24 protein-coding genes are annotated in these 24,570 nt (G+C 66.9%); 10 read left to right on the forward strand and 14 right to left on the reverse strand.

Annotation, left to right across the window (positions count from 1 at the left end):
- Positions 1–5: 5 nt before the first annotated feature.
- The 3 genes from WCE59_RS05065 to rapZ all read left to right on the forward strand — a co-directional run bounded on the left by WCE59_RS05065 (position 6) and on the right by rapZ (position 2,791).
- Positions 6–1,418, forward strand: a complete 1,413-nt coding sequence (locus tag WCE59_RS05065; protein ID WP_343257628.1) for an RNA polymerase factor sigma-54 — start codon at positions 6–8, stop codon at positions 1,416–1,418.
- Between the two features lie 123 nt (positions 1,419–1,541).
- Positions 1,542–1,868: a ribosome hibernation-promoting factor, HPF/YfiA family gene (hpf, locus tag WCE59_RS05070; RefSeq protein WP_343257629.1), complete on the forward strand. Its 327-nt coding sequence runs from the start codon at positions 1,542–1,544 to the stop codon at positions 1,866–1,868.
- A gap of 47 nt (positions 1,869–1,915) precedes the next feature.
- Entirely contained in the window at positions 1,916–2,791 is an 876-nt protein-coding gene (gene rapZ, locus WCE59_RS05075; protein ID WP_343257630.1) for an RNase adapter RapZ, read from the forward strand.
- A gap of 40 nt (positions 2,792–2,831) precedes the next feature.
- Here the strand turns inward: rapZ and WCE59_RS05080 are convergent, their stop codons facing one another.
- Positions 2,832–3,167, reverse strand: a complete 336-nt coding sequence (locus tag WCE59_RS05080; protein WP_343257631.1) for a hypothetical protein — start codon at positions 3,165–3,167, stop codon at positions 2,832–2,834.
- A 3-nt stretch (positions 3,168–3,170) separates the two neighbouring features.
- Entirely contained in the window at positions 3,171–3,491 is a 321-nt protein-coding gene (locus WCE59_RS05085; RefSeq protein ID WP_343257632.1) for a hypothetical protein, read from the reverse strand.
- A gap of 329 nt (positions 3,492–3,820) precedes the next feature.
- On the opposite strand from WCE59_RS05085, the gene mgtE reads away from it, so the two are divergent.
- Positions 3,821–5,182 carry a magnesium transporter gene (gene mgtE, locus WCE59_RS05090; protein ID WP_343257633.1) on the forward strand — a complete coding sequence of 454 codons (1,362 nt, stop codon included), beginning with the start codon at positions 3,821–3,823 and terminating at the stop codon, positions 5,180–5,182.
- Positions 5,183–5,260: 78 nt separating this feature from the next.
- On the opposite strand, the gene WCE59_RS05095 is transcribed toward mgtE, so the two are convergent.
- The 7 genes from WCE59_RS05095 to WCE59_RS05125 all read right to left on the reverse strand — a co-directional run bounded on the left by WCE59_RS05095 (position 5,261) and on the right by WCE59_RS05125 (position 10,872).
- The gene (locus tag WCE59_RS05095) at positions 5,261–6,229 is read right to left on the reverse strand and encodes an aspartate carbamoyltransferase catalytic subunit (RefSeq protein ID WP_343257634.1); all 969 of its coding nucleotides are present in this window, start codon (positions 6,227–6,229) and stop codon (positions 5,261–5,263) included.
- Between the two features lie 30 nt (positions 6,230–6,259).
- The gene (gene ruvX, locus WCE59_RS05100; protein WP_449284113.1) at positions 6,260–6,715 is read right to left on the reverse strand and encodes a Holliday junction resolvase RuvX; all 456 of its coding nucleotides are present in this window, start codon (positions 6,713–6,715) and stop codon (positions 6,260–6,262) included.
- A gap of 5 nt (positions 6,716–6,720) precedes the next feature.
- Positions 6,721–7,287 carry a YqgE/AlgH family protein gene (locus tag WCE59_RS05105; RefSeq protein WP_343257636.1) on the reverse strand — a complete coding sequence of 189 codons (567 nt, stop codon included), beginning with the start codon at positions 7,285–7,287 and terminating at the stop codon, positions 6,721–6,723.
- 62 nt (positions 7,288–7,349) lie between these two features.
- Positions 7,350–7,808: an FKBP-type peptidyl-prolyl cis-trans isomerase gene (locus WCE59_RS05110; RefSeq protein WP_343257637.1), complete on the reverse strand. Its 459-nt coding sequence runs from the start codon at positions 7,806–7,808 to the stop codon at positions 7,350–7,352.
- 145 nt (positions 7,809–7,953) lie between these two features.
- Positions 7,954–8,577 (reverse strand): superoxide dismutase, encoded by a 624-nt coding sequence (locus WCE59_RS05115; RefSeq protein WP_343257638.1) that lies wholly within the window; start codon positions 8,575–8,577, stop codon positions 7,954–7,956.
- 114 nt (positions 8,578–8,691) lie between these two features.
- Complete coding sequence (locus WCE59_RS05120) at positions 8,692–9,822, reverse strand: PilT/PilU family type 4a pilus ATPase (RefSeq protein WP_343257639.1); 1,131 nt, start codon at positions 9,820–9,822, stop codon at positions 8,692–8,694.
- Between the two features lie 12 nt (positions 9,823–9,834).
- The gene (locus tag WCE59_RS05125) at positions 9,835–10,872 is read right to left on the reverse strand and encodes a type IV pilus twitching motility protein PilT (protein WP_343257641.1); all 1,038 of its coding nucleotides are present in this window, start codon (positions 10,870–10,872) and stop codon (positions 9,835–9,837) included.
- A 217-nt stretch (positions 10,873–11,089) separates the two neighbouring features.
- Between WCE59_RS05125 and proC the strand changes: the two genes are divergently transcribed.
- Together proC and WCE59_RS05135 are read left to right on the forward strand one after the other, a co-directional pair.
- Entirely contained in the window at positions 11,090–11,935 is an 846-nt protein-coding gene (gene proC / locus WCE59_RS05130; RefSeq protein ID WP_343257642.1) for a pyrroline-5-carboxylate reductase, read from the forward strand.
- Between the two features lie 5 nt (positions 11,936–11,940).
- Positions 11,941–12,420 carry a DUF4426 domain-containing protein gene (locus WCE59_RS05135; RefSeq protein WP_343257643.1) on the forward strand — a complete coding sequence of 160 codons (480 nt, stop codon included), beginning with the start codon at positions 11,941–11,943 and terminating at the stop codon, positions 12,418–12,420.
- Here WCE59_RS05135 and WCE59_RS05140 read toward each other — a convergent pair.
- From WCE59_RS05140 to WCE59_RS05150, 3 genes are all read right to left on the reverse strand, one after another.
- The gene (locus WCE59_RS05140; protein WP_343257644.1) at positions 12,417–13,211 is read right to left on the reverse strand and encodes an ABC transporter substrate-binding protein; all 795 of its coding nucleotides are present in this window, start codon (positions 13,209–13,211) and stop codon (positions 12,417–12,419) included. The genes WCE59_RS05135 and WCE59_RS05140 overlap by 4 nt on opposite strands.
- A gap of 8 nt (positions 13,212–13,219) precedes the next feature.
- Entirely contained in the window at positions 13,220–13,822 is a 603-nt protein-coding gene (gene pdxH / locus WCE59_RS05145) for a pyridoxamine 5'-phosphate oxidase (RefSeq protein WP_343257645.1), read from the reverse strand.
- Positions 13,823–13,940: 118 nt separating this feature from the next.
- The gene (locus WCE59_RS05150) at positions 13,941–14,144 is read right to left on the reverse strand and encodes a dodecin family protein (RefSeq protein WP_343257646.1); all 204 of its coding nucleotides are present in this window, start codon (positions 14,142–14,144) and stop codon (positions 13,941–13,943) included.
- A 155-nt stretch (positions 14,145–14,299) separates the two neighbouring features.
- On the opposite strand from WCE59_RS05150, the gene WCE59_RS05155 reads away from it, so the two are divergent.
- The 4 genes from WCE59_RS05155 to hemE are packed head-to-tail and all read left to right on the forward strand — an operon-like array spanning position 14,300 to position 17,383.
- Positions 14,300–14,869 (forward strand): shikimate kinase, encoded by a 570-nt coding sequence (locus WCE59_RS05155; RefSeq protein ID WP_343257647.1) that lies wholly within the window; start codon positions 14,300–14,302, stop codon positions 14,867–14,869.
- A complete protein-coding gene (gene aroB, locus WCE59_RS05160) occupies positions 14,866–15,966 on the forward strand; it encodes a 3-dehydroquinate synthase (RefSeq protein ID WP_343257648.1) in 1,101 nt (366 codons plus the stop codon). The genes WCE59_RS05155 and aroB overlap by 4 nt, the downstream gene beginning before the upstream one ends.
- 57 nt (positions 15,967–16,023) lie before the next feature.
- Positions 16,024–16,281, forward strand: coding sequence for a WGR domain-containing protein (locus tag WCE59_RS05165; RefSeq protein ID WP_343257649.1), 258 nt, complete (start codon positions 16,024–16,026; stop codon positions 16,279–16,281).
- 28 nt (positions 16,282–16,309) lie between these two features.
- Entirely contained in the window at positions 16,310–17,383 is a 1,074-nt protein-coding gene (gene hemE, locus WCE59_RS05170; protein WP_343257650.1) for a uroporphyrinogen decarboxylase, read from the forward strand.
- Between the two features lie 81 nt (positions 17,384–17,464).
- Here hemE and WCE59_RS05175 read toward each other — a convergent pair whose 3' ends face one another.
- Together WCE59_RS05175 and WCE59_RS05180 are read right to left on the reverse strand one after the other, a co-directional pair.
- A complete protein-coding gene (locus WCE59_RS05175; protein ID WP_343257651.1) occupies positions 17,465–20,989 on the reverse strand; it encodes a hybrid sensor histidine kinase/response regulator in 3,525 nt (1,174 codons plus the stop codon).
- Entirely contained in the window at positions 20,986–24,558 is a 3,573-nt protein-coding gene (locus tag WCE59_RS05180; protein WP_343257652.1) for a hybrid sensor histidine kinase/response regulator, read from the reverse strand. Before WCE59_RS05180 ends, WCE59_RS05175 begins: the two co-directional genes overlap by 4 nt.
- Positions 24,559–24,570: the final 12 nt, after the last annotated feature.

Raw genomic sequence — 24,570 nt, forward strand, 5'->3', positions numbered from 1 at the left:
AAACAATGAAGCAGCGCCTGCAAACATCGTTGGGACAACAGCTGGTGCTCACGCCGCAGCTCAGGCAGGCGTTGCACCTGCTGCAGCTGTCCGCGCTGGACCTGGAAGCCGAGGTCAGCGCAGCGGTCGAAAGCAATCCGCTGCTGGAATGGAAAGAGGACGCCGCGCAGACAGGTGACTCCACCCCGGAAGCCGACATCCCGGCACCTTCGGATGACAGTCCGACAGACACCCGGAACGAAGACTGGGGCGGTGGGGAAAGCTGGCAGGGTTCCGGCACGGGCGGCAGCTTCGATGACGACAGCGACTCCACCGACCGGGCGGCGGACCCGGACACCCTGCGCGAACACCTCAGCTGGCAGCTGAATCTTTCCCAGCTATCTCCGCACGACCGCCTGATCGGCGAAGCGATCATCGATGCCATCGAAGACGATGGCTACCTGCGCTGCGGCTTTGACGACATCGTCGCGGCGCTGGGCCCCGAGGCCACGTGCAGTCACGAAGAGATCCAGGCCGTGCTGTGCCGGATCCAGCACATGGATCCAATTGGCGTGGGCGCCCGCGACCTGCGCGAATGCCTACTGCTGCAACTGGCCGTGCTGGACCTCGCAACTCCGGGCCACGAGCTGGCCGTACGCATCGTCGATGAGCTTCTGGAAAAACTGCCGCGACTGGGTGAAGACCGCCTGGCCGAATCGCTGGGCTGTGGGCGTGATGAAGCCGATGTGGCGCTGCAGCTGCTGCGCTCGCTTGACCCCCACCCGGGCAGCTGCATCGGGGCGCTTCCCCAGGACACCTACGTTGCGCCGGACTGCATCATCAGTCGCCACGAAGGCGTGTGGAAGGTCAGCCTGGTGGACGGCCCGGCCAACCGCGTCACCATCCACCGTGGCTACCAGGGCATGATCGGCCAGACCAGCGAGGCCGACGGAACGTACCTGCGCGGCCGCCTGCAGGAAGCGCGATGGTTGCTGCGCAACCTGCAACAGCGCGGCGAAACCCTGCTCAAGGTGACCAACTGTCTGGTCCGCCAGCAGTCGGGTTTTCTCGAATTCGGCCCGCAGGCGCTGCGCCCCCTGACCCTGCGCGAGGTGGCCGCTGAAATCGGGGTGCACGAATCCACCGTATCGCGCGCGGTTGCCGGAAAGTTCGCACATACCCCGCGTGGCACGCTGCCGCTGCGCGACTTCTTTGCCTCGGGGGTCAGCACCGACACGGGCGGCCAGGCCTCCAGCACCGCCATCCAGCAGATGATCCTGGGCCTGGTAGAAGCCGAAAACCCGGGCAAGCCGCTGTCCGACGCCCGGCTGACCGAAGCACTGAAAGCCGAAGGCGTCATGGTGGCCCGGCGCACGGTCAGCAAGTATCGCGAAGCGCTCAGCATCCCCTCTTCCCACGAACGGGTGCGCCTGGGCTGAACTGCTGGTCGATTCCGGTGTCATACACGGTGCAGGCCCTGTGCTTGCCTGTCCGCAGCGTTGGGTTACTCTGTCAGTACGCGCTGCGTACACCCGATCCCTGATGCATTAGGAGAGTTGCCGATGCGAATTGAGACCCACGGGCACCAGATCGAAGTCACCCCCGCACTGCGCGATTACGTTGAAACCAAGCTCAAGCGCCTGTCGCGCCACTTCGACGACCCGTTCGAGATCCGTACCCAGTTGAGCATCGACAAGCCCAGGCACAAGGCCGAAGCCACGGTCACCCTGCGGGGTCGCACCCTGCACGCGGATGCGACCGGCGTGGACATGTACGCCGCCATCGATGTGCTGGCCGACAAGCTCGACCGCGTACTGGTCAAGCACAAGGGCAAGATGGGCGATCACCATCGCGGCGAGAACCCCATCCGCGACGGCAGCTTCGGCTGAGTCCCGCTGCCGGACGATTGCCGCTTGCGACCAGTCAGGAAACACCCATGACCGAGGTATCGGGTTCATCACTGCTGATCGTCAGCGGCATGTCCGGCAGCGGCAAGTCGGTAGCACTCAAGACCTTGGAGGACCTGGGGTACTACTGCACTGACAACCTGCCTGCCGACCTGCTGCCCGACTTCGTGCGCAGCGTGGGCCAGGATGAGGGGCGGGCCCGCAAGCTCGCGGTCGGCATCGACGTGCGCAACCGCCATGATGACCTGGCCAATATCCCGCGGTGGCTGTCGGCTGTCGCAAGCCTGGGATTTGATCCCCGGCTGGTGTTCCTGGAAACGGGCGACCAGCAGCTGCTAAAACGCTATGCCGACACGCGGCGGCGTCATCCGCTGAGCCACCTGGGCCTGTCGCTCCACGATGCCATTGCGCTGGAGCGCCAGGTGCTGCGTCCGCTGCGGACGCTGGCCGACGTGGTGATCGACACGACCACGCTCAATGTCCACCAGCTGCGGCGGAGCATCATCGCCGAGCTTGATCTTTCGGTGGAAAAGTCGTTTTCACTGCTGTTCCAGTCATTCGCGTATCGGCACGGGGTGCCGTCCGACGCGGACTTTGTGTTCGATGCCCGCGGCCTGCCCAATCCCCACTGGGAACCGGAACTGAGGCCCCTGTCCGGCCGCGACGAGGCTGTCAGCGATTACTTCGCATCCAGTCCCGACGTGCAGGAGTACTTCCGCCAGGTGGCAACGTTCCTCGATCACTGGCTGCCAAAAATGCGCTCGGATACCCGTGCCTACTGCACGATTGCTTTTGGCTGCAGCGGTGGCCGCCACCGTTCGGTCTATCTGGCCGAACGCATGGCCAGGCATGCGCGCGGCCAAGGCTGGGAAGACGTCACCACTTTCCACCGGCAGCTGGATTGAAGCAGCTGGATTAAGGCAGCTGGATTGAGGACGGGGCGCTTCAGCGCCCGCCCTGTCCAATCCGGTCAAGTTCAAGCTGGTCAGCGAAGCTCAGCTCTTCCAGTGAGCGGCGCAGGTTCTTGCCATTCTCAACGCCCAGCTCGTGAGTCCGGGCCTGGATCCACTCATCTGCGGATTCCTTGCCGTCCTCACGGATGCGCTGGGCGTATTCGGGTGCCATGGCCTGCATGGATTCCTTCACGCTCTGCTGCATCCGGTCGTATTCCCGATACAGGATCTCGCTGTCCTGCTCGGTAATGGCATCGCCTTCACGCAGACCGGTAATTGCTTCGATCCAACGCTGGCGATGCTGCCAGGCTTCCCCTGTATCTGTCATCGATCAGGCACCCAGGCCCTGCATGAGGCCATCGAAGAAGCTGTTTGCCAGCTGGCCCTGGTCAGCATCCATGCCACCCAGTGAATCGCCGATGGCCGGCATGACCACTTCGTGGAATGCATTTTCGAAGGCGTAGACAGCCGCTTCGACGATCGGACCTGCGAAGGCCTGCACCAGTGCTCCGGAGCCCGGCAACACCTGATTGGCGGCAGCCGACAACGCGGTGGTCAACAGGCTTGGAGCCAGGTCCACCAGGCGATCAAGCAGGTTGCCGGTGAAGTTTCCGGCAAAGTTGGAAACTGTATTGCCTATGGAACCGAGCATGGCCATCTCCTTGGTGGCTTGGTTTCAAAATCTGCACCTCGGGCCTGCGGTCGCTGCCGGCGTCTTGGTGAGACATGGTTTTCACTGATACATGTTCTTCGACAGGGATCGTGCCCCAACCATTGCGGCCCGCGTAAGCTGGGGCGGACCCTAGGATCCGCCCGTGCCGCCCAAGCGATGCTGGCCCGGCACTCCACGCACGTGCAGAATTGCGCCAAGCAGGGATAATGTGCGGATGAACGCCTGACCTGTCGCGCCTGCAAGTGGCGATGGAACCACCCAGGGGCCGCCGCCCACGGCGCGAGTGCCCGCCAGCCGACCTTCCATCCATGGCCGAAGCCGCCCGCCACGACAAGACCGCGCGCCAGCTGCGCCTGCTCTCCGACGCGCTCGACAGCGGTCGGCTGGGGCCCGTGCGGCGGATGGTCAACACCCTCGCCCCGGCCGAGATCGGCAATCTGCTTGAATCACTGCCGCCTGCCAAGCGCATGGTGGTGTGGGGCCTGGTGGACGCGGAAGACGACGGCGAGGTGCTGGTCCACGTTGGTGACGAGGTCCGCGAAAGCCTGATCGCGGACATGGACCCGGAAGAAATCGTTGCCGCGGTTGAAGACCTGGACATCGACGACCTGGCTGACCTGGTCGAAGACCTGCCCGAAGCGGTCACCGACCAGATCCTGCGCTCGATGGACCGCGAGAACCGCGAGCGCCTGGAGCAGGCGCTGTCCTACGACGAGGACACCGCCGGCCGGTTGATGAATCCCGACGTGGTCACCGTACGCGCCGACACCACGGTGGACGTGGTGCTGCGCTTCCTGCGTCTGCGCGGCGAGCTGCCCGAGCACACCGACCACCTGTACGTGGTCAACCGTCGTCACCAGCTGATGGGCTGGGTGGCACTGCAGGATCTGGTGACCCGCGATCCAGCCACCCCGATCAACGAGCTGATCGACGAGGAGCTGGATTCGCTGCACGTGGACGAATCGGCCCAGGAAGTGGCACGCCAGTTCTCCGACCATGACTGGGTTTCCGCACCGGTGGTCGATGACGGCAACGTACTGCACGGGCGCATCACCATTGATGACGTAGTCGACATCATCCGCGAGCAGGCCGAGCACCAGGCGCTGGGCGCCGCCGGCCTGGACGAGGATGAGGATCTGTTTTCTCCGGTCCCCCGTGCCGTGCGCGGACGCGTGGTGTGGCTGTGCATCAACCTGATGACCGCCTTCCTGGCAGCGATCGTGATCGGGCAGTTCGAGGGCACGATCGAGGAGATCGTGGCCCTGGCGGTGCTGATGCCGGTGGTCGCCGGCATTGGTGGCAACGCCGCGGTGCAGGTACTGACCCTGATGGTGCGGGGCCTGGCCCTGGGCCAGGTGGGCGCAAGCAACGCCAGGATCCTGTTGTGGAAGGAAATCCGGGTGGCACTGATCAATGGCCTGCTGATCGGCAGCCTGGTGGGTATCGTCGCGCTGGTCTGGTTCCGCGACTGGCTGCTGTCACTGGTGATCACCATCGCGCTGGTGATCAATTTCAGCTCCGCGGCGCTGGCCGGGGTACTGGTGCCGCTGCTGTTGCGGCGCATGCGGGTAGATCCCGCCGTGGCCGGCACCGTGGTGGTCACCGCGGTGACCGACGTGATGGGCTTCTTCAGCTTCCTGGGCCTGGCAACGCTGATCCTGCTGAACTGATCTGCTGAACTGATCTGCTGGGCTGAGAAAGCCCGTCGGCCGCGCAGGGCCGACCTACGGAGTCGTTGTAGGTCGGGGCTACGCCCCCGACGCTCCGCGGGCGCCGTTCTGGGGCGCAAGCAGCGCCTCCAGCACCGCCATGCGCACGGGAACGCCGTTGGCGACCTGGCGCAGGATCAGCGACTGCGGGCCGTCGGCGACCTCGTCGTCGATCTCCACGCCGCGGTTCATGGGGCCGGGATGCATCACCACGGCGTCCGGCGCCGCGCGACGCAGGCGCCCAGTGGTCAGGCCCCAGTCGCGGTGGTATTCCACCAGCGAGCCGATCAGCCCTTCTTCCATACGCTCGCGCTGCAGGCGCAGCATCATGACCGCGTCCACGCCGTCGATCGCAGCGTCCAGGTTGTCATCCACGAAACAGCCATCCAGGGTGCCATCGTCGGGCAACAGCGTTGCCGGGCCGCACACACGGATCTGACCGGCTCCCAGGGTACGCAGCGCCTGCAGGCCCGAGCGGGCCACGCGGGAGTGCTTCACGTCCCCGACCATCAGCACCTTGAGCCGGGAAAAATCACCGCCCTTGGCCTGGCGCAGGGTGAGCATGTCCAGCAGCCCCTGGGTGGGATGCGCGCTGCGCCCGTCGCCGGCGTTGATGATGGCGGTATCCGGGCCTGCCGCTGCAGCCAGCGCTGCCGCCGCGCCCTCCTCCCGGTCACGCAGGACGAACCCGCGCACGCCCATCGCCTCGATCGTGCGCAGGGTGTCGATGGCCGACTCGCCCTTGGTGGTCGAGGATGTCGAGGCGTCGAAATCAAGTACGTCCGCGCCCAGCCGCTGGGCCGCCCGCTGGAAGCTGAGCCGGGTACGGGTGGAAGGCTCGAAGAACAGCGTGCACATGGCCTGGCCCGACAGGGCATCCGCAGCCGGGCCGCGACCGTCGATGATGGCCTGGGCGTGATCCAGCAGGTTCCAAAGGGTCTCGGCCGGGAGGCCATCCAGGGTCAGCAGGTGACGCAGGCGGCCGGTGGCATCAAGCTGGGAAATCATGGCAAACCGTGCAGACGAAGTGAGCTGATTCTACGGCACAGGCACCGCGTCTTCGGGCGCTTCCATCCAGCGCTGGACGATGATCGCCGCTGCCTCGGCATCCTGCATGGCACCGTCGCGGCGCCGGCGCTTTCCCGCGATCCGGTCCGATGCAAACTGCCGCGCTGCTTCGCGCGAGCTTGAACGTTCATCCACCAGCAGCACGGGCAGCCGGTAGCGCTCGCGCAGCTGGCGGGCAAAGCGCTGCGCGCGCTTGCGGGCCGGCTGGTCGCCATCATCCAGGGTGATTGGATCACCCACGATCAGCGCCTGTGGAAGCCATTCCTGCCGCAAGCGATCGATGTGCGCCCAGTCAGGCGCACCGGAATGGACCTGGACCACCGCCACGGCACGCCCGCCCATGCCGAAGCTGCTGCCTGCAGCCACGCCAATCCGTCGGCTGCCCACGTCAAAGCCCAGCACCGTGGCACCGCTGGCCGGGTCCAGGCCGGTCACGCCCGCCCCATGTAGCCGGCCATCTGCAGCATGTCCACGCCGATGCGTCCCGCCGCGGCCTGCCAGCGCGCTTCCAGCGGCATGGCAAACAGCAGTTCGACATCGGCCGGGGCCGTCAGCCAGGTGTTCTCGGCCAGCTCGTGCTCAAGCTGCCCCGCTCCCCAACCGGCACAACCCAGTGCCACCACCACCCGCTCGGGGCCTTCGCCGCGTGCGATCGCATCGAGCACATCGCGCGAAGTGGTCACGTGCAGGTCCGGATGCACCTGCATGCTCGACTCCCAGCGGCGCTCGCCGTCGTGCAGCACAAACCCGCGCTCTGGATGCACCGGCCCGCCTGCCAGCACCGGCTGCGCGGTGACCAGGGGGTTGTCGCACTTGATATCCATCTGCCCGAGCACGTCGCCCAGGGTGTATTCGGAGACGCGGTTGACCACCACGCCCATCGCCCCATCGGGATTGTGCTGACAGATGAGGGTGACCGAACGGGCGAAGTTCGGATCGTCCAATACCGGCAGCGCGATCAGCAACTGGCCGGCGAGTGGGGTGGCTTCAACAGACATGCGGCCATTCTACCGGCATGACCACCCGGTGCAGGCCGCGCTCTGCGGCAGACCGCCGGGGACTACGCGAGCCCGAACTGGATCTCGTCGGGGGTGGCCACCCGCACATCCACCACTTCAAGCCCGGCCTGGAAAGTCCGTCCGGCCAGCGGGTGATTGCCGTCCACCGTCACCGTGTCGCCATCGACCGCAATCACCTTCACTTCCAGCGGCCCGTTGGCGGTCTGCGCGTTGAGCCGGTCGCCCACCTCGGGCGTGGCGCCGTCGCTGATGATGCTGAGCGGGTGACTCTGCACCAGCGATTCAAAGCGCGGCCCAAAGCCTTTTTCAGGCGGCACCGTCACCTCAAACCGATCTCCCGTGCTGCGGCCTTCCAGCGCCTCTTCCAGTCCCTTGGCAATGCTGTCAGTACCGTGCATGTACACCAGCGGATCATGGCCACGGGTGGTGGTGATCGGGCTGCCGTCCTGATCGGTCAGAGTGAAGTGGACGGTGGCGATGCGACGGTAGGCGATTTCCATACGAAGAACATTCCGGTGCTGGCAGGGCTGCCGATCTTGGCGTGCGGGCGCAGGGCACGCAACTGCCACTACGGCCAGCCACTGCCGGAAACAGGAAAACCGGGCAATGCCCGGCTTCCGCTGGTGAAACGATTGCAGGTGAAACTCAGCCTTCGGCAGCCTTCAGGCGACGCTCCACTTCGGCCCAGTCGATCACGTCGAAGAACGCGGAGATGTAATCCGGGCGACGGTTCTGGAACTTCAGGTAGTACGCGTGTTCCCACACGTCCAGGCCCAGGATCGGGGTGTTGCCCGAGCCGATGCTCTTCATCAGCGGGCTGTCCTGGTTGGCGGTGTCTTCAACGGCCAGCTTGCCTTCGCTATCAACGGTCAGCCATGCCCAGCCGCTGCCGAAACGGCCCTTGGCGGCGTTGGCGAACTTTTCCTTGAAGGCGTCAAAGCCGCCCAGGTCGCGGTCGATGCGCTCGCCCACAACGCCCTGCGGCTTGCCGCCGCCGTTGGGCGACATCACGGTCCAGAACAGCGAATGGTTGGCGTGGCCACCACCGTTGTTGCGCACCGCGTTGCGGATCGATTCGGGCAGCGAGATGACCTCGGCCACCAGCGCTTCGATCGCCTTGCCCTCGTGGCCGCTGTCCTTCAGCGCGGCGTTGAGGTTGGTGACGTAGGCGTTGTGGTGCTTGCTGTGATGGATTTCCATCGTCTGCGCGTCGATGTGCGGCTCGAGCGCGTCATAGGCGTAGGGAAGATCGGGGAGGGTGTAGGTCATGGGATCTCCGTGCAAAGTGACAGGACCTCCATTGTCGCCTCCGGGGAGTAAAAAAGGGATCAACCGGGCGCAACGCAACATCCTGTCGCGCCGGAAGCTCGCCAGCGGCGGGGCTCAGTTGGCCTCCGCCACCTCCACACCGTCCAGGCCCTGGCTGAGGGTGCGCGCATCGCCGCCCTGGGCCAGCTTGATCCGCAGCCGCACCTCGTTGGCCGAGTCGGCATGACGCAGCGCGTCCTCGTAGGAGATCTCGCCGGCCTGGTAGAGCTCGAACAGGCTCTGGTCGAAGGTCTTCATGCCCAGGTTGGTGGATTCCTTCATCACTTCCTTGAGCTTGTGGATCTCGCCGTCGCGGATGTAGTCCTGCACCAGCGGCGTGCCGAGCATGATTTCCATCGCCACCCGGCGCGACTTGCCATCCGGCGTGGGGATCAGCTGCTGCGCCACCACGCCCTTGAGGTTCAGCGACAGGTCCATCAACAGCTGGCCGCGGCGGTCCTCGGGGAAGAAGTTGATGATCCGGTCCATCGCCTGGTTGGCGTTGTTGGCGTGCAGCGTGCACAGCACCAGATGGCCGGTCTCGGCGAAGGCGATGGCATGGTCCATGCCCTCGCGGGTACGCACCTCGCCGATCATGATCACGTCCGGCGCCTGACGCAGGGTGTTCTTGAGCGCGTTCTCCCAGCTGTCGGTATCAATGCCGACTTCGCGCTGGGTGATGATGCAGCCATCGTGCTTGTGCACGAACTCGATCGGGTCTTCGATGGTGATGATGTGCCCGGTCGAGTTGGCGTTGCGATAGCCGATCATCGACGCCATCGACGTCGATTTACCGGTGCCCGTGGCGCCAACGAAAATGATGATCCCGCGCTTGGTCATCGCCAGGGTCTTGACGATCGGCGGCAGGTTCAGCTCCTCGATGGTCGGGATCCGGGTCTCGATCCGGCGCAGCACCATGCCTACCTGGTTGCGCTGGTAGAAGCAGCTCACGCGGAAGCGCCCTACCCCGGACACGCCGATGGCGAAGTTGCACTCGTGGGTTTTTTCAAACTCCTCACGCTGCGCCGGGGTCATCACGTTGAGCACCAGGTCGCGCGACTGCTGCGGCGTGAGCGGGTTCTGGGTGATGGGCGAAATCTTGCCGTGGACTTTGATCGACGGCGGCATGCCGGCGGTGATGAACAGGTCCGACGCCTTCTGGTGCGCCATCAGCTTGAGGAACGAGGTGAAATCGATGCTGCTCATAGTGTGCTCCGGTTACTCGAACAGCCGCTTATCCCTGGCGTAGTCCTTCGCCTGGGCACGGGTGACCATGCCGCGCTTGACCAGGTCCTGCAGATGCTGGTCGAGGGTCATCATGCCCAGCGACTGGCCGGTCTGGATGGCTGAATACATCTGCGCCACCTTGTCCTCGCGGATCAGGTTGCGGATGGCCGGGGTGCCCACCATGATTTCCCACGCTGCGGTACGCCCGCCGCCAACTTTCTTCAACAGCGCCTGACTGATCACCGCGCGCAGGGACTCGGACAGCATCGAGCGCACCATCGGCTTTTCGCCGGCGGGGAACACGTCGATGATGCGGTCGATGGTCTTGGCCGCGCTGGACGTATGCAGGGTGGCAAACACCAGGTGACCGGTCTCGGCCGCGGTCAGCGCAAGGCGGATGGTTTCCACGTCGCGCATTTCGCCGACCAGGATGTAGTCGGGGTCTTCGCGCAGCGCCGAGCGCAGGGCCTCGTTGAAGCCGTGGGTATCGCGATGCACTTCGCGCTGGTTGATCAGGCATTTCTGCGCGGTGTGCACGAACTCGATCGGGTCCTCGATGGTGAGGATGTGCCCGTATTCGGTCTTGTTGATGTGATCGACCATCGCCGCCAGCGTGGTCGACTTGCCCGAGCCGGTTGGCCCGGTCACCAGGATCAGGCCCTGCGGCTGGTCGATCAGCTGCCGGAACACCGCCGGCGTGCCCAGGTCTTCCAGGGTGAGCACCTCGGAGGGAACGGTACGGAACACCGCGCCCGCGCCGCGGTTCTGGTTGAAGGCGTTGACACGGAAGCGTGCCAGGCCAGGGATCTCGAACGAGAAGTCGACCTCGAGGAATTCCTCGTAGTCGCGCCGCTGCTTGTCCGACATGATGTCGTAAACCAGCGCGTGGACCTGCTTGTGGTCCAGCGCCGGAATGTTGATCCGGCGTACGTCGCCATCGACCCGGATCATCGGCGGGAGTCCCGCGGACAGATGAAGGTCGGAAGCCTTGTTCTTGACCGAGAAGGCCAACAGTTCGGCGATATCCATGCATGTCCCCTGCGCAGCAGCTGTAGTGATGCGGGCCCGGGCAGCCCCAAGCCTGGCCCAAGCGTACTCCCCGGCCGCAGTATAGCGCCCTACTTGCGTCACATAACCAGCCTCCGCCCCAGGTTGAACGCGGCCCGCCCGCCACACCGGCCACCCGCGGCTTCGCGTGCACGGCGCTCCTACAATGGGGGGCCATGCACTTTGGAAGGATCGAGCCATGACTGCCGACGCCACTGAATCCGACACGTCTGCCATCACCACCTTCATCGGCGGGGGCAACATGGCCCGCAGCCTGATCGGCGGCATGATCGCCAACGGCACCGCGCCCGGATCGATCCGCGTCGTAGCTCCCAGCGAATCGACCCGCCAGCGGCTTGAGCAGGAATTCGGCGTGGCCACGTTTGCGTCCGCCGCTGCGGGTGTCGAGGGCGCCGCAGTGTGGATGTTCGCGGTCAAGCCGCAGGTGATGCGCGAGGTCTGCCAGGAACTGGCCGCAATCGCCCAGACCACCCGTCCGGTGGCGGTCTCGGTCGCCGCGGGCATCACTTCCACCCAGATGGATCGCTGGCTTGGCGGCGACGCGGCAGTAGTGCGGGCCATGCCCAATACACCCTCACTGCTGGGTGCTGGCGTCACCGGCATGTACGCCAATGCACGGGTGGACGCGGACGGACGGGCGCTGGCGGATGCGGTCCTGTCCACGGCCGGGCCCACCGTATGGATCGATGATGAAAGCAGGATGGACGCGGTGACCGCGGTCTCCGGCAGCGGTCCGGCCTATGTGTTCCTGCTGGCCGAAGCGATGGAAGAGGCCGCCCTGGCCCAGGGCCTGCCCGCGCCAGCCGCGCGCACCCTGGTGCTGCAGACCATTCTGGGGGCAGCCCGCATGCTGACTGAATCCGACGAAGCGCCGGCCGAACTGCGCCGCCGGGTCACCTCCCCGGGCGGCACCACCCACGCTGCCATCCAGACGTTCGAGGAAGGCGGCCTGCGCGAACTGGTGGCACGCGCCATTGCCCGGGCCACCGAGCGCGGCGGTGAACTGTCCGCCGCCAACGACTGATGTCCATGCGCGCCCCAATCTTCGCCCTGTTGCTCTGGACCCTGCTGACTGCCTGCGGCGGCGGATCCGACCCCGGTACGGGCGGCCAGCCGCAGGTCGACGCAACGGCGGAAGAGCTGCTGGGCCACGACATGCTGATCCAGGCCAGCGTGACGCATACCGGCTCCCTGCCGGAGGCCATCGCCGCAAGATACGGCGTGCGGCGACACCGCCACGGTTTCATGCTGGTGGTCAGGCTGACCCCGCCGGACGGGGGTGAGCTGGCATCGCCGCCGTCCCACGTCAGCGCCAGCGTGCGCGACCTGCGCGGAGTGGAGCAATCGGTCACCCTGGAACAGGCTGCCCCGCCTTCCAGCGCTGAGTACGTCGGCACCTTCCAGGTACAGCCGCCGGACACGCTGACACTGCAGGTAGACGTGGCCTCCGCGGAAGGTCACACCTCCACGCTGCGTTTCAGCAGGGAAATCATGCCGGCCCAGCGCTAGCGCTGGTTGACGCCCCAGGCGCGGATGATCCGGGCCAGCTCATGTACGCCGTCGGTCAGCGCCGCCGGCCCCGGCTGCAGGATCAGCGGCGACTTGATCTCGTGCAGTTCGCCGTCGCGTACTGCGGGAATCACGTCCCATCCGGGTCGCGCCGCGACTTTCTCCGGGCGGAACTTCTTGCCACACCAGGAGCCCAGGATGATGTCGGGCGCCCTGCGCACCACTTCCTGCGGCTCTGCAAGGATCCGACCGCGGGCCAGCGGCTCAGGCGCGCGTTCGGGGAAGATATCGTCGCCGCCGGCAATCCCAACCAGCTCTGAAACCCAGCGGATGCCGGTGATCTGCGGGTCATCCCATTCTTCGAAATACACCTTCGGCCGGCGCGGCAGCGACGCCGCCTCGTTGGCAATGGCGTCCAGCCCGCGCTGCAATTGATCGGCATAGGTGTTGGCGCGCTCCGCCACGCCCACCATTGCCCCGAGGCGGCGGATGTAATCGATGGTTTCCGCCACGCTGCGGTGATTGGCGATCCAGACTTCCACCCCGCTGCGTACGAGTTCAGCGGCAATGTCGGCCTGGATATCGGAGAAGCCAATCGCAAGATCGGGCTTCAGCTTGAGGATCTCGCCGACCTTGGCGCTGGTGAAGGCGCTGACCTTCGGCTTCTCCTTGCGCGCGCGCGGCGGGCGCACGGTGAAGCCGCTGATGCCGACGATCCGGTCCTGCTCGCCCAGCGCGTACAGCGTTTCGGTGGGCTCTTCGGTCAGGCAGACGATGCGCTGTGGTCCCATCGACCGACTCACGGAAACAGCATCCGCCGCGTCCAGGCGCCATCGGTCCCACGCTCGTAGAGCTGGCGCTCATGCAGCCGGTACTGGGCGCCGTACCAGAACTCGATCCTTTCCGGACGCACCCGGAAGCCACCCCAGCGCGACGGCCGGGGCACGGCACGACCTTCGAATTCGCGCTCGCGCTCAGCCATCCGCTGATCAAAGGTCTCGCGCGAATCCATGGTCTCCGACTGCGCCGAGGCCCACGCTCCCAGCTGGCTGGCGCGCGGGCGGGAGGCGAAATAGGCGTCCGCCTCGGCATCATCGACAATCGACACCCCGCCTTCGATCCGCACCTGCACACCGGCGCGCACCCGCGGCCAGTGGAACAGCAGCGCGGCCCGCGGGTTGTCCTGCAGTGCGCGACCCTTGCGGCCGTCCAGGTGCGTGTAGAACACGAAGCCGCGGGCGTCGTGCGCCTTCAGCAACACCATGCGCGCGGTCGGCAGGCCGTCGGCATCGGCGCTGGCCACCACCATGGCAGTGCGATCGGGTTCACCAGCCGGTCCGGCCTCGCTGAACAGCAGGTCGAATGTGGCCAGGGCTTCCAGGTACAGGGCGTGGTCATTCATTCGGCTATTGTGGCGCGATGGCGCCGCCCATGCACCCGAGCCCCGTTGCGGCAAGTCCACCCTGGTGCGGCTGGATGCCAGCCGCCGCCCGGCCTGGCCGGCATGATCAAGCGGCTGCCTACGTCACCACGAAGGTGATGCGCAGGTTGACCCGCCACTCGGTGATCTCACCGCCCTCACCGCAGACGGCCTTGACCTCGTTCACCCACGCGCCCTGGATCCCCTTGACCGACTCGCTGGCCTTGGCCAGGCCACGCTTGACGGCATCTTCCACGCTGGTCGGCGAAGACGCGCTCAACTCGATGACTTTCGCTACGGACATGATCGACTCCTTGTGGGTTGTCATCCGGCCGGTCGACCGGAACGGCTGAGCATGCCGGGCGGTCTGTAACGCCGGCGCGAAAACCGGCGTCGCCGCCGCAGCCGAGCCGCAGTCTCAGCCGCATCTCAGCGATCAGGCGCTGTTAGCATCGCTGCATGAATCCGGCTTCCAACCTCGTCCTGGTCGGCCCGATGGGCGCGGGAAAATCCTCGATCGGCCGCTACCTCGCCCGCGGTTTCGGCCTGCAGTTCGTGGATCTGGACCGCGAAATTGAACGCCGTACCGGCGCCAGCGTGCGCATGATCTTCGACTGCGAGGGCGAAGCCGGCTTCCGGGTGCGCGAACGCACCGCGCTGGCTGATGTGCTTGCCGGATCGGGCCGGGTGCTGGCGACCGGCGGCGGCTCGGTCCTCGATGACCGCAACCGCTCGCTGATGCGCGAACGCGGCTACGTGGTGTACCTGATGGTCAGCGTGGCCGGCCAGCTGCAGCGCCTGGGGCGCGACCGCAGCCGGCCGCTGCTGGCCGGCGCGGACCGGGAGGAGGTATTGCAACGCCTGGCCGGCGAACGCGGAGCGCTGTACCGGGAAGTGGCCGATCTGGAATTCGACACCGGCAGCGCGGCCGCTGCCACGGCCGCGACACGGCTGGCGGGCCTGCTTGAACAGCACTGGCAGCGCGGAGCCGGGGCTTGTGGCGCACCACGGGGATCGAGAACTGCATGAACCCATCCACCCATACGGTCCAGGTCGCAGGCGCGAGCCCGTACTCCATCCATATCGGCGCCGGCCTGCTGGCCGATGGCGCTGCCCTGACGGAACGCCTGCGTGGTCGGCAGGTGCTGCTGGTCAGCGACGATGTGGTGGCCCCGCTGTATGCGGATCGGGTCGAGACGGCGCTGGGCGACGCGCTGCCGGGACTTTCCGTGGCCCGGCTGGTGCTGCCAGCGGGCGAGGCTTCCAAGACTTTGGCGTCCTTCAGCCTGGTGATTGATGCGCTGGCCGGACTGGGCGCGCGCCGCGACGCCTGCGTGTTCGCCCTGGGCGGCGGCGTGATCGGCGACCTGGCCGGCTTTGCCGCTGCGTGCTGGATGCGCGGCATCGACTGCGTGCAGCTTCCGACCACGTTGCTGGCCATGGTGGATTCCTCCGTGGGTGGCAAGACCGCCGTCGACCTGCCGCAGGGCAAGAACCTGGTGGGCGCATTCCACCCGCCGCGCGCGGTGCTGGCCGATACATCCACCCTGGCCACCCTGCCCGCCCGCGAACTGCGCGCCGGACTGGCCGAGGTGGTCAAGTACGCCGCCATCGCCGATGCCCCGTTCCTGGACTGGCTTGAGAGCCACGCCGACGCACTGCTGGCCGCCGACCCGAAAACACTTGCCGAGGCCATCGCCCGCAGCTGCGCGCACAAAGCCGCGATCGTTGCGCGCGACCCGTTCGAGCAGGGGGAGCGTGCCCTGCTCAACTTCGGCCACACCTTCGCCCATGCGATCGAGACCGCCCAGGGCTACGGCGGCCTCAATCACGGCGAAGCGGTCTCCACAGGAATGGTGCTGGCCGCACGCCTGTCGGAACGCCTCGGCCTGGCCGCGGCGGTCGATGGCGATCGCCTGCTCGCGCTGGTGCAGCGGCTGGGACTTCCGACCGCCGTGCCACCTGGCCTGGAGCCCGAGCGGCTGGTGGCGCTGATGCGCCTGGACAAAAAGGCGCTCGCCAGCGGCCTGCGCTTTATCGTCTGGGAAGGTGTTGGACGCGCGCGGATCCAGGATGACGTGTCCGAGCAGACCGTTCTCGCCACCCTGCGCGAGGCGGGCCACTGAGATCTTCCAGGCGGCTGGTTTACTTCCGGGAACGGCCGCAAGCCTTACAATTGACAGATGCGCCTGCTCCTGCAACAACGCCCCGAGGGCACCGAATCTCCAAGGTTCGTGCAGCTGATGCTGCAGCCGGACCTGCTGGGGGCGTGGACCCTGGTGCGTGAAACCGGCCAGGTCGGCGGCCGCAGTACCGTCCGCCGGCAGCAGTTTTTCGATCAGGCCGAGGCAGTCGCGGCGCTGGAACAGGCCCGCGACCAGCAGCTCAAGCGCGGTTATCAGCTCATGTTCGCGCGCGGCGCGAATACCCCACGCGGCTGAGCATCGCATCATTCCAGAGGCCAGAATCTTGACCCAGACCCCACAGAACGACCGTTTCCTCCGCGCACTGCGCCGTGAGCCCGTGGACCGCACGCCCGTCTGGCTGATGCGCCAGGCCGGACGCTACCTGCCCGAGTACCGCGCCACCCGTGCGCAGGCCGGCAGCTTCATGGGCCTGGCCACCAATCCGGAGCTGGCCTGCGAAGTGACCCTGCAGCCGCTGCGCCGGTTCCCGCTGGATGCGGCGATCCTGTTTTCCGACATCCTCACCATCCCCGACGCCATGGGCCTGGGGCTGTACTTCGTCGATGGCGAGGGCCCGAAGTTCAAGCGCCCGCTGCGCGACGCTGCATCGATCGCGAAGCTTGGCGTGCCAGACATGGAAAGCGACCTGGGCTACGTGATGGAAGCGATCCGGGTGATCCGCCGCGAGCTCGACGGCAAGGTGCCGCTGATCGGCTTCTCCGGCAGCCCGTGGACCCTGGCCTGCTACATGATCGAAGGCGGCGGCAGCAAGAACTTTTCCATCATCAAGGCCATGGCCCACAACGACCCCAAGGCGCTGCACGCGCTGCTGGAGGTCACCACCCAGGCGGTGATCCAGTATCTGTCCGCACAGCGTGCCGCCGGCGCCCAGGCGCTGCAGGTGTTCGACACCTGGGGCGGGATCCTGTCGCCCCGCATGTACCGCGAATTCTCCCTGCCCTACCTCACCCGCATCGCCCACGAGCTGGAGCGCGGCGAGGGGGCGGAACGCACCCCGCTGATCGTATTTGGCCGCGGCAATGGCGCTTATCTGGGCGAACTGGCCGATACCGGTGCCGAAGGCGTCGGCGTGGACTGGCTGATCGACCTGGGTGACGCGGCCCGCGTGACCGGCGGCAAGGTGGCGCTGCAGGGCAATCTGGACCCCTCCACCCTGTATGGATCGCCCGATGCCGTCCGTGCCGAAGTCCGCCGTGCGCTGGACAGCTATCGCGACGGCAATGGCGGCTCGCGCGAAGGCCACGTGTTCAACCTCGGCCACGGGATGTCACCGGACATGAATCCGGATCACGTCGGGGTACTGGTCGACGAGGTGCATTCGTACAGCGCACGCTGAGCGGGCCCGTGCCGGCCCCGGGCTGGCACTGGTAAAAACAGGGCGGGTCAGCACAACGCTGGCCCGCCCTTTTTCCATCCGTCAATCGGCGGCCGGTGCCACGCCATCCAGCGCGCCGGCCAGGATCGTGCCGGTCACCGGCTTGCGTACAAACCGGTCGAAACCCGCTTCCATTGCCTGCGCTTCAACTTCGGCATCCGCGCGGGCCGTCAGTGCAATCAGGGTCCCGGCAAATCCCTGCGCACGCAGCTGACGGGCCAGGGCAAAGCCGTCCAGGCCGGGCAGATCCAGATCCAGCATTGCGGCGTCGGGAATACTGTCCGCCAGCGCCGTCAGTGCCGCCAGGCCATGGGCTGCGTGGGTGACCGAGTGGCCCTGGCCGCGCAGCAGGCCGCCGATGACCTCGGCCACCGTCGGGTCGTCTTCCACCAGCAGCAGCGCAAGCGGAGCAGTCCGCGCACTGGGCGTCGCGGTCGCCGCCGTACTGACCGGGCGCGTGGCCGGTAGCGGAAGTTCGACGTCAAACCGGGTGCCCCGGCCCAGCCCGCTGTCCACCATGATCCTGCCGCCCATGCCCGCGGACAGCTCCTGACAGATCGCCAACCCCAGGCCGCTGCCGCCATACCGGGCAGTGTGCTGCGGGCCTTCGGCCTGCTCAAAGCGACGGAACAGACGCTCGCGCTGGTCCGCGTTGAGGCCCGGGCCGGTATCGATCACCACGAAACGCACCACGTCGCCTTCACCGCGCTCGGCGCGCAGCTCAACGTGGCCGCGCTCGGTGAACTTGACCGCGTTGCCCAGCAGGTTGAGCAGGATCTGGCGCACCCGCACGACGTCTCCGACCACCCATTGCGGAAGGTCATCAGCAATCTGCTGGCGGAATTGGAGGCCGCGCTCCTGCGCGATCGGGGCGGTGAGCCCGGCGGTTTCCTGCAGCAATTTGCGCAGGTCGAAGGGCTGCCGCTCCAGGTGCAGTTTGCCGGCCTCGATCCGGGCCAGGTCCAGGGCATCGTCCAGCAGCCGCAGCAGATGATCGCCGGCGGTGCGTATGGATTCGGTGTAACGGCGCTGTTTGTTCCCGAGCTCGGTCCCCAGCAGCAGCTCGCTCATGCCGAGCACGCCGGTCATCGGAGTCCGCACCTCGTGGCCCAGCGTCGCCAGGAAGCGCGATTTGGCCAGCGACGCCTGCTCGGCGACATCGCGCTTGTGTTCGGCCAGCTGCCAGGCATGGCGGCGCTTGAGGCGCTGCCGGTACGCATGGGCAAGCCACCAGAGCAGCGCCAGCGCGCACAGGGCGAACAGCCACATTGCCCATGCTGTACGCCACCACGGCGGCGTCACCCGGAACTGCATGGTGCGCACTTCCGACCACAGTCCATCGGCGTTGCGGGCCGTCACCTCCAGCTTCCAATCGCCGGCCGGCAGCTGGGAAAACACGCGCTCTCCCAACGCACCTACATCCACCCAGCCATCGTCATAGCCCACCAGGCGGAACCGGTACAGGTTGGCCGAAGGATTGCGGAATGACAGCAGTCTCGCCGTCACCCGCAGATCCCGGTCACTGTGCCGAAGCGCGAACGGGCCGTCCGGTACGAACGCGGGTTGGCCCCGCACCTGGGCCGTGGAAATCATCAGGTTCGGAGTGCGCCCGACCCGTTCCAGCAGTGTCGGATCAAACACCACCAGCCCGTCGGGGGTGCCGGCAAGGATCAGTCCGCTGTTCGGGTCCCGCGCCGGCGAGTGCCGCACGTCCTGGCTGGGAAGGCCGTCGCCGACCGACCAGGTCCGCACCGTTCCGGCTTCCGGATTCACCCGTATCAGACCGCGTGTACTGCCCAGCCACAGCGACCGGTCAGCATCGACAATCAGCCCGTTGAACGTCACCGTCGGCATGCCGTCAGCCCCGGTCAGCGAATGCGTCCGCTGCAACCGGCTGCCATCCCAGCGCCAACCATCCAACCTTCCCACGCCGCTGGTCCAGACCGAATCCCCGTCCACCGCCGCGGCCTCGGCAACCGTTCCATCCGTGCCCGGCACCGGCTCCCAGCCGCTGCCATCGGCGGTCAGGCGACGCAGGCCGCGGCTTGTTGCCAGCCAGGGACGGCCATCGGGCCCAATCATCAGGTGGTAGAGACTCTCGCCCTCATCCAGACCCGACCCGTCGCCGGTGGCGAAGGCATTCACCACGCGCCCATCCAGTTCACGCGCCTGCAGGTGGGAGTGGCCGCTGAGCAGCCACAGCCGCTCATCCACCTCGATGAACCCACGCGGTTCCAGACGGCTCGACATTGAATCCTGTGCCTGCTCGACACCCCAGCGCCGGACCGCCCGGGTCGCCGGTTCGATGCGTGCCAGGCCCGCCGGGTAGCCGACCCACACGTGGCCGCGACTGTCCTCGAACACCTGGGTCAGGACGACTCCCTCGCCGACGTCTTCCATCAGCCGATCGACCCGGCCGGTGCTGGGCTCGAAGCGGTCCAGCACTCCGCTGCTGCCCACCAGCCACATGCCTCCCTGTGTGGCCGGCGCCATTCCGCGCACCGCTGCGTTGCCCAGCGTCTTTGGATCCCCAATGCGGCGCGAGTGGATGACGAACCTGCGCCAGGCGGCAGGCACGTACCAGAGCGCATGACTGCCGCTGATCAGCCAGACGCCGCCTTCCCGATCCTCATGCGCCCCGGCCCAGTAGGGGCGCACTTCGTCGCGCGTTGCATCGCTGTACAGGGCAACCACGCCCACCGGCTCACCTGCCGCGTCGGCAAACCCGAGGCCGGCACGGATGTCCAGCCAGAAGTTGCCGCGACTGTCCTGCAGCAATACCTCGATCACATTGCGCTCGACGCCCTCGCCCCAGGCCACCTGCTCAACCGTGCCGTCAGGCCGACCCACGGCCAGGCCCGCGGCGGTTCCCACCCACAGCGTTCCGTCGCTGCCAAACGACAGGCCATTGACCCTTTCATCGGGCAAGGCCGACCTGGGCAGCCGCTCGAAATCCATTCCCGTCCAGCGCGCGATCCCGTTGCGCGTGCCCGCCCACACCGATCCATCCGGACCGATGCGGATCGCATTGACCTCTTCGGATGGCAGGCTGCGCTCATCACCGGATACAGGCAGGAACCGTTCAACCCGGCCTTCCACATCACGTCTGTACAGTCCACCGCCGGCGGTGCCGAACCACACGTTGTCCTCCGCGTCCACGGCGACCGACCACACCTGCTTGCCTTCGATCTCGGCAGCGCTGACCCCCGCTGGCACCGAGAAGCTGTCGCTGACCGGGTCGTAGCGAATCAGCCCGGCCAGGGCGCTTCCCAGCCAGATCACCCCGCTGGAATCGATGTCGATCGACCAGAGCACGGCGTCAGGCAGGCCATCTTCCATCCTCCAGACCTGGAACCCGATGCCGTCGTAGCGGGCCAGCCCATCGACCGTGCTCAGCCACAGATATCCAGCCTGGTCCTCGGCCATACCCGAGACGCGATTGGTGGGCAGCCCATCGGCCACGGACAGCTGTCTGGGCCGCGGCAGCTCGGAGGCGCCATGGGCGGATGGCACCACCAGCATCGCCAGCATCAGCAACGCCGGCAGCCACCACTTGATCGTCGTCATCGTCCGGCCCCTGGGCCGCCCCTGTTCACCATGTCCGCCAAGGGTAGCGCGCCGTCATGCCGATGCGCCTGGTCCAGCACCTTGCCGATCTGTGCAGCCAGCATCGCGCCGCTGACCGGCTTGCGCAGGAAAGCATCGAATCCCGCTTCATGCACGATCTGCTCCACCGCGCTGTCGGCACGCGCAGTGATCGCGACCAGCGGCCCGTGCCAGTCCTGGGCACGCAGCTGGCGCGCAAGCGCGATGCCATCGATCCCGGGCAGATCCAGATCAAGCAGCGCCAGCGCGTAATCCTGGCGTCGCACTTCGGTCAGTGCCGCCAGGCCGTGCGCCACGTGGGTCGGCAGATAGCCGTGGGCTGCCAGCAGCGCGGAAATGACTTCAGCCACGGTGGGATCATCCTCGACCAGCAGGATCCGCACCCCCGCTGCAGGCGCCTTCAACGGCGCTTCCCCATCCACGCGCACCGGTGGCGGTGCGTCCGCGGTAGGCAGCGGAAGCGTCACCACGAAGCTCGAACCCTTTCCCGGCGTGCTCTCAACCGTGATTTCCCCACCCATTTCAGCGGCCAGCTCCTGGCAGATCGCCAGTCCCAGCCCACTGCCGCCGTAGCGGGACGCAGTGCGCGCGCCCTGGGCCTGTTCAAACCGCTGGAACAGGCGCTGGCGCTGCTCCCGGTTCAACCCCGGTCCGGTATCGGACACGGTCAGGCGCACACCGCCAGATTTCGCCGACTGCATCGTCAACTCCACCCGGCCAACCTCGGTGAACTTGATCGCGTTGCCCACCAGGTTCAACAGGATCTGGCGGATCCGCACCTCGTCCCCGCACAGACCTTGGGGAACGTCCGCATCCACCAGCGCCCTGTATTGCAGCCCGCGATGCTCGGCCAGGGGCGCCATCAGCGCGCCTACTTCCTCCACCAGCGTCCGCGGGTTGAACGGCTGGGGATCCAGTTCCAGCTTGCCTGCCTCGATCCGGGCAAGATCCAGCGCATCGTTGACCAGGCGCATCAGGTGTCCACCGGCCCGGTGGATCGCCTCGGTGTAGCTGCGCTGGCGCGTGTCCAGTCGGGTCCTGAGCAGCAGCTCGCTCATTCCCAGCACGCCGGTCATGGGCGTTCGCACCTCATGCCCCAGCGTGGCCAGAAAGCGCGTCTTGGCATCGGACGCCTGGCGGGCCAGCTCGTGCTCGTGTTTTGTCCGCTGCCACGCCAGGCGCCTTCGCACCCGCAGGCGCACCGTGTGCACCGCCCAGCCGCCAAGCAGCAGGGCCACGAGCACGTAGGCCACCTTGGCCTGTCGCGTCCACCACCACGGCGCGGCGACCTCCAGCATGAAACTGGTCGGCTCGGACCAGAGGCTCAGCGGGGTCCTGCCCATGACTTCCAGCCGGTAGCGGCCCGGATCGAGCGCGGGAAACACGCGCTCACCAGCGGCCCCAACTTCCACCCAGTTGCTGTCGTAGCCATGCAGGAAAAACCGGTAGCGGTTGTACCGGGCGGAATTGAAACCCGCCACGCGCGCATGCACCCGCATTTCATGATCGCGGTAGCCCAGCCGCAACGGGCGGTCCAGTTCAAGCTGCCGCACGCCATCGCGCCCCCGCACCTCGATCGCCTTGATGGCCAGGTCCGGCATGGTTTCATCCGGCCGCACCTGATCCGGATCGAAGATCACCAGGCCGGCCCCGGTAGACACGTGGATACGCCCATCGGGTCCCGGCACCGGGGCGGTTGTCATATCCTGCGCAGGCAGGCCGTGGCTGACGCCGAACACATGCACCATCCGCCGCCCGGGCTCCACCCGCACCAGCCCGCGGGCACTGCTGAGCCAGACCACGCCCCCCACATCCACCGTCAAACCCTGGAAGGCAAGGTCGGGCATGCCGTCTTCCACGCCCAGCTGCGACTCCAGCGCCAGCTTTGCACCATCCCAGCGGTAGGATTCCAGCGCGCCGGACCTGGTGAGCCAGATCCGGTCCCGCCCCTGCAGGGCGAAGACTCCGGTCGACTCGGCCGGCGCGCCCGGAACCGGTTCAAAACCGCGCGTGCCCGAATTCCACATCAGCAGGCCCTGCTCTCCCGAAACCCACAGTCCTCCGTCGGGCGCCCGCTCCGCATGCGCCAGCCGCCGGCCCTCTTCCAGCCCGCGCCCGCCACCAGGCAGCACCGTTTCCTGCAGCGTGCCATCGCGATCCCGCGCCTGCAGACCGTGGTAGGCGGACACGTTCCACACCAGTCCCCCGCTGGCCTGGACGACGGCCTGGCAGGCACCGGAGGGCACCGGATCCGCTGCATCGTCGGCCTGCCATACACGCATCAGGCCGGTCCCGGGCTCGTAGCGGCCCAGCCCACCGTGGAAACAGAGCCAGACATTGCCCGCATCATCTTCCAGCAGACGATCGGGCACGTAGTCACCTTCGGCGTGGAAGACGCGCTGCACCGCCCCGGTTGCCGGCTCCAGCCGGTCGACGACGCCGCTGTTTCCAACCAGCCACATGGATCCATCCGCTGACGGCGCGATCGCGGTCACGTCCACATTGCCCAGCGATTGCGGCGCATCATCGCCACTGTGCTGCAGCACCTGGAACCGGCGCCAGGTGGGCGGCAGGTACCACAGCCCGGAATCCACGCTGCCCAGCCACAGCCCGCCTTCATGGTCTTCGTGTGCCGTCGACCAGTCCGGGGTCACCGCGCCCTGGTGCAGGTCACTGTACGTGCGCACCGGACTGATCCCCGACGCATCGGCCAGGGCCAGTCCGCCGCTTGCATCGATCCAGTACATCCCGCTGCGGTCGCGCAGCAGTACCTGATAAAGCCGTCCGACAGGCGCGTGCTCAAACCAGGGCGGCGCAGCAGACAGTCCGCCATCGGGTTCCACCACACCGAGGCCCTGTGGCAGGCCGACCCACGCGCGCCCATCCGCCGCCGGCGTCACCCCCAGCAGCATGGCCTCGGCAGGCACGCCGGGTACGGCTTCAAAATCCCGGCCATTCCAACGCACCAGTCCATCGCGGGTGCCCACCCAGAGCCTTCCATCCTCGTCGGTCACCAGGATCGGCACGCCTGCGGACGGCAGGCTGCGTGGGTCATCTGCGTCGGGCATGAAGTGGCGCACGCTGCCATCCGGGTCGATCCGATACAGCCCGGAAGTCGCCGTGCCGAACCAGATCGCGCCGTCTGCGGTGCCGGTGACGCTCCAGACAATGTCGCTGGTGTACTGGCGAAAATCATTGCGGGCCCGGTCCAGCATCGCCAGGCCACCGCTGGTGGCGATCCAGAGCCGGCTGCGGGCATCCACGTACAGGGCGGATACCTCGTTGTCCGGCAGGCCGTCTTCCTTGCGCCAGATCCGGAAGGCGACGCCGTCATAGCGGGCCAGACCGTCGCTCGTCCCGATCCACAGGTGCCCGCCGTGGTCCTCCGCCAGTGCATGCACGCGGTTGGAAGGCAGGCCATCGGCTACCGTCAGCTGGCGCAAACGCGGATTGCCGGCCGGACTGGCGCTGCCACTCCCCGGTGCGAGCGCCATGACAAGCAGCCCGATGATCGCTACCTTGCGCAACATGCTCCCTGCATC

It is taken from the genome of Luteimonas qiangzhengi (assembly GCF_039548515.1).
Lineage (GTDB): Bacteria > Pseudomonadota > Gammaproteobacteria > Xanthomonadales > Xanthomonadaceae > Luteimonas.

What these genes read in the sequence shown, in the direction of transcription:
- WCE59_RS05065 (WP_343257628.1), top strand. Translation starts at nt 6, where the DNA reads ATGAAGCAGCGCCTGCAAACATCGTTGGGACAACAGCTGGTGCTCACG.
- hpf (WP_343257629.1), top strand. Translation starts at nt 1,542, where the DNA reads ATGCGAATTGAGACCCACGGGCACCAGATCGAAGTCACCCCCGCACTG.
- rapZ (WP_343257630.1), top strand. Translation starts at nt 1,916, where the DNA reads ATGACCGAGGTATCGGGTTCATCACTGCTGATCGTCAGCGGCATGTCC.
- WCE59_RS05080 (WP_343257631.1), bottom strand. Translation starts at nt 3,167, where the DNA reads ATGACAGATACAGGGGAAGCCTGGCAGCATCGCCAGCGTTGGATCGAA.
- WCE59_RS05085 (WP_343257632.1), bottom strand. Translation starts at nt 3,491, where the DNA reads ATGCTCGGTTCCATAGGCAATACAGTTTCCAACTTTGCCGGAAACTTC.
- mgtE (WP_343257633.1), top strand. Translation starts at nt 3,821, where the DNA reads ATGGCCGAAGCCGCCCGCCACGACAAGACCGCGCGCCAGCTGCGCCTG.
- WCE59_RS05095 (WP_343257634.1), bottom strand. Translation starts at nt 6,229, where the DNA reads ATGATTTCCCAGCTTGATGCCACCGGCCGCCTGCGTCACCTGCTGACC.
- WCE59_RS05105 (WP_343257636.1), bottom strand. Translation starts at nt 7,287, where the DNA reads ATGTCTGTTGAAGCCACCCCACTCGCCGGCCAGTTGCTGATCGCGCTG.
- WCE59_RS05110 (WP_343257637.1), bottom strand. Translation starts at nt 7,808, where the DNA reads ATGGAAATCGCCTACCGTCGCATCGCCACCGTCCACTTCACTCTGACC.
- WCE59_RS05115 (WP_343257638.1), bottom strand. Translation starts at nt 8,577, where the DNA reads ATGACCTACACCCTCCCCGATCTTCCCTACGCCTATGACGCGCTCGAG.
- WCE59_RS05120 (WP_343257639.1), bottom strand. Translation starts at nt 9,822, where the DNA reads ATGAGCAGCATCGATTTCACCTCGTTCCTCAAGCTGATGGCGCACCAG.
- WCE59_RS05125 (WP_343257641.1), bottom strand. Translation starts at nt 10,872, where the DNA reads ATGGATATCGCCGAACTGTTGGCCTTCTCGGTCAAGAACAAGGCTTCC.
- proC (WP_343257642.1), top strand. Translation starts at nt 11,090, where the DNA reads ATGACTGCCGACGCCACTGAATCCGACACGTCTGCCATCACCACCTTC.
- WCE59_RS05135 (WP_343257643.1), top strand. Translation starts at nt 11,941, where the DNA reads ATGCGCGCCCCAATCTTCGCCCTGTTGCTCTGGACCCTGCTGACTGCC.
- WCE59_RS05140 (WP_343257644.1), bottom strand. Translation starts at nt 13,211, where the DNA reads ATGGGACCACAGCGCATCGTCTGCCTGACCGAAGAGCCCACCGAAACG.
- pdxH (WP_343257645.1), bottom strand. Translation starts at nt 13,822, where the DNA reads ATGAATGACCACGCCCTGTACCTGGAAGCCCTGGCCACATTCGACCTG.
- WCE59_RS05150 (WP_343257646.1), bottom strand. Translation starts at nt 14,144, where the DNA reads ATGTCCGTAGCGAAAGTCATCGAGTTGAGCGCGTCTTCGCCGACCAGC.
- WCE59_RS05155 (WP_343257647.1), top strand. Translation starts at nt 14,300, where the DNA reads ATGAATCCGGCTTCCAACCTCGTCCTGGTCGGCCCGATGGGCGCGGGA.
- aroB (WP_343257648.1), top strand. Translation starts at nt 14,866, where the DNA reads ATGAACCCATCCACCCATACGGTCCAGGTCGCAGGCGCGAGCCCGTAC.
- WCE59_RS05165 (WP_343257649.1), top strand. Translation starts at nt 16,024, where the DNA reads ATGCGCCTGCTCCTGCAACAACGCCCCGAGGGCACCGAATCTCCAAGG.
- WCE59_RS05175 (WP_343257651.1), bottom strand. Translation starts at nt 20,989, where the DNA reads ATGACGACGATCAAGTGGTGGCTGCCGGCGTTGCTGATGCTGGCGATG.
- WCE59_RS05180 (WP_343257652.1), bottom strand. Translation starts at nt 24,558, where the DNA reads ATGTTGCGCAAGGTAGCGATCATCGGGCTGCTTGTCATGGCGCTCGCA.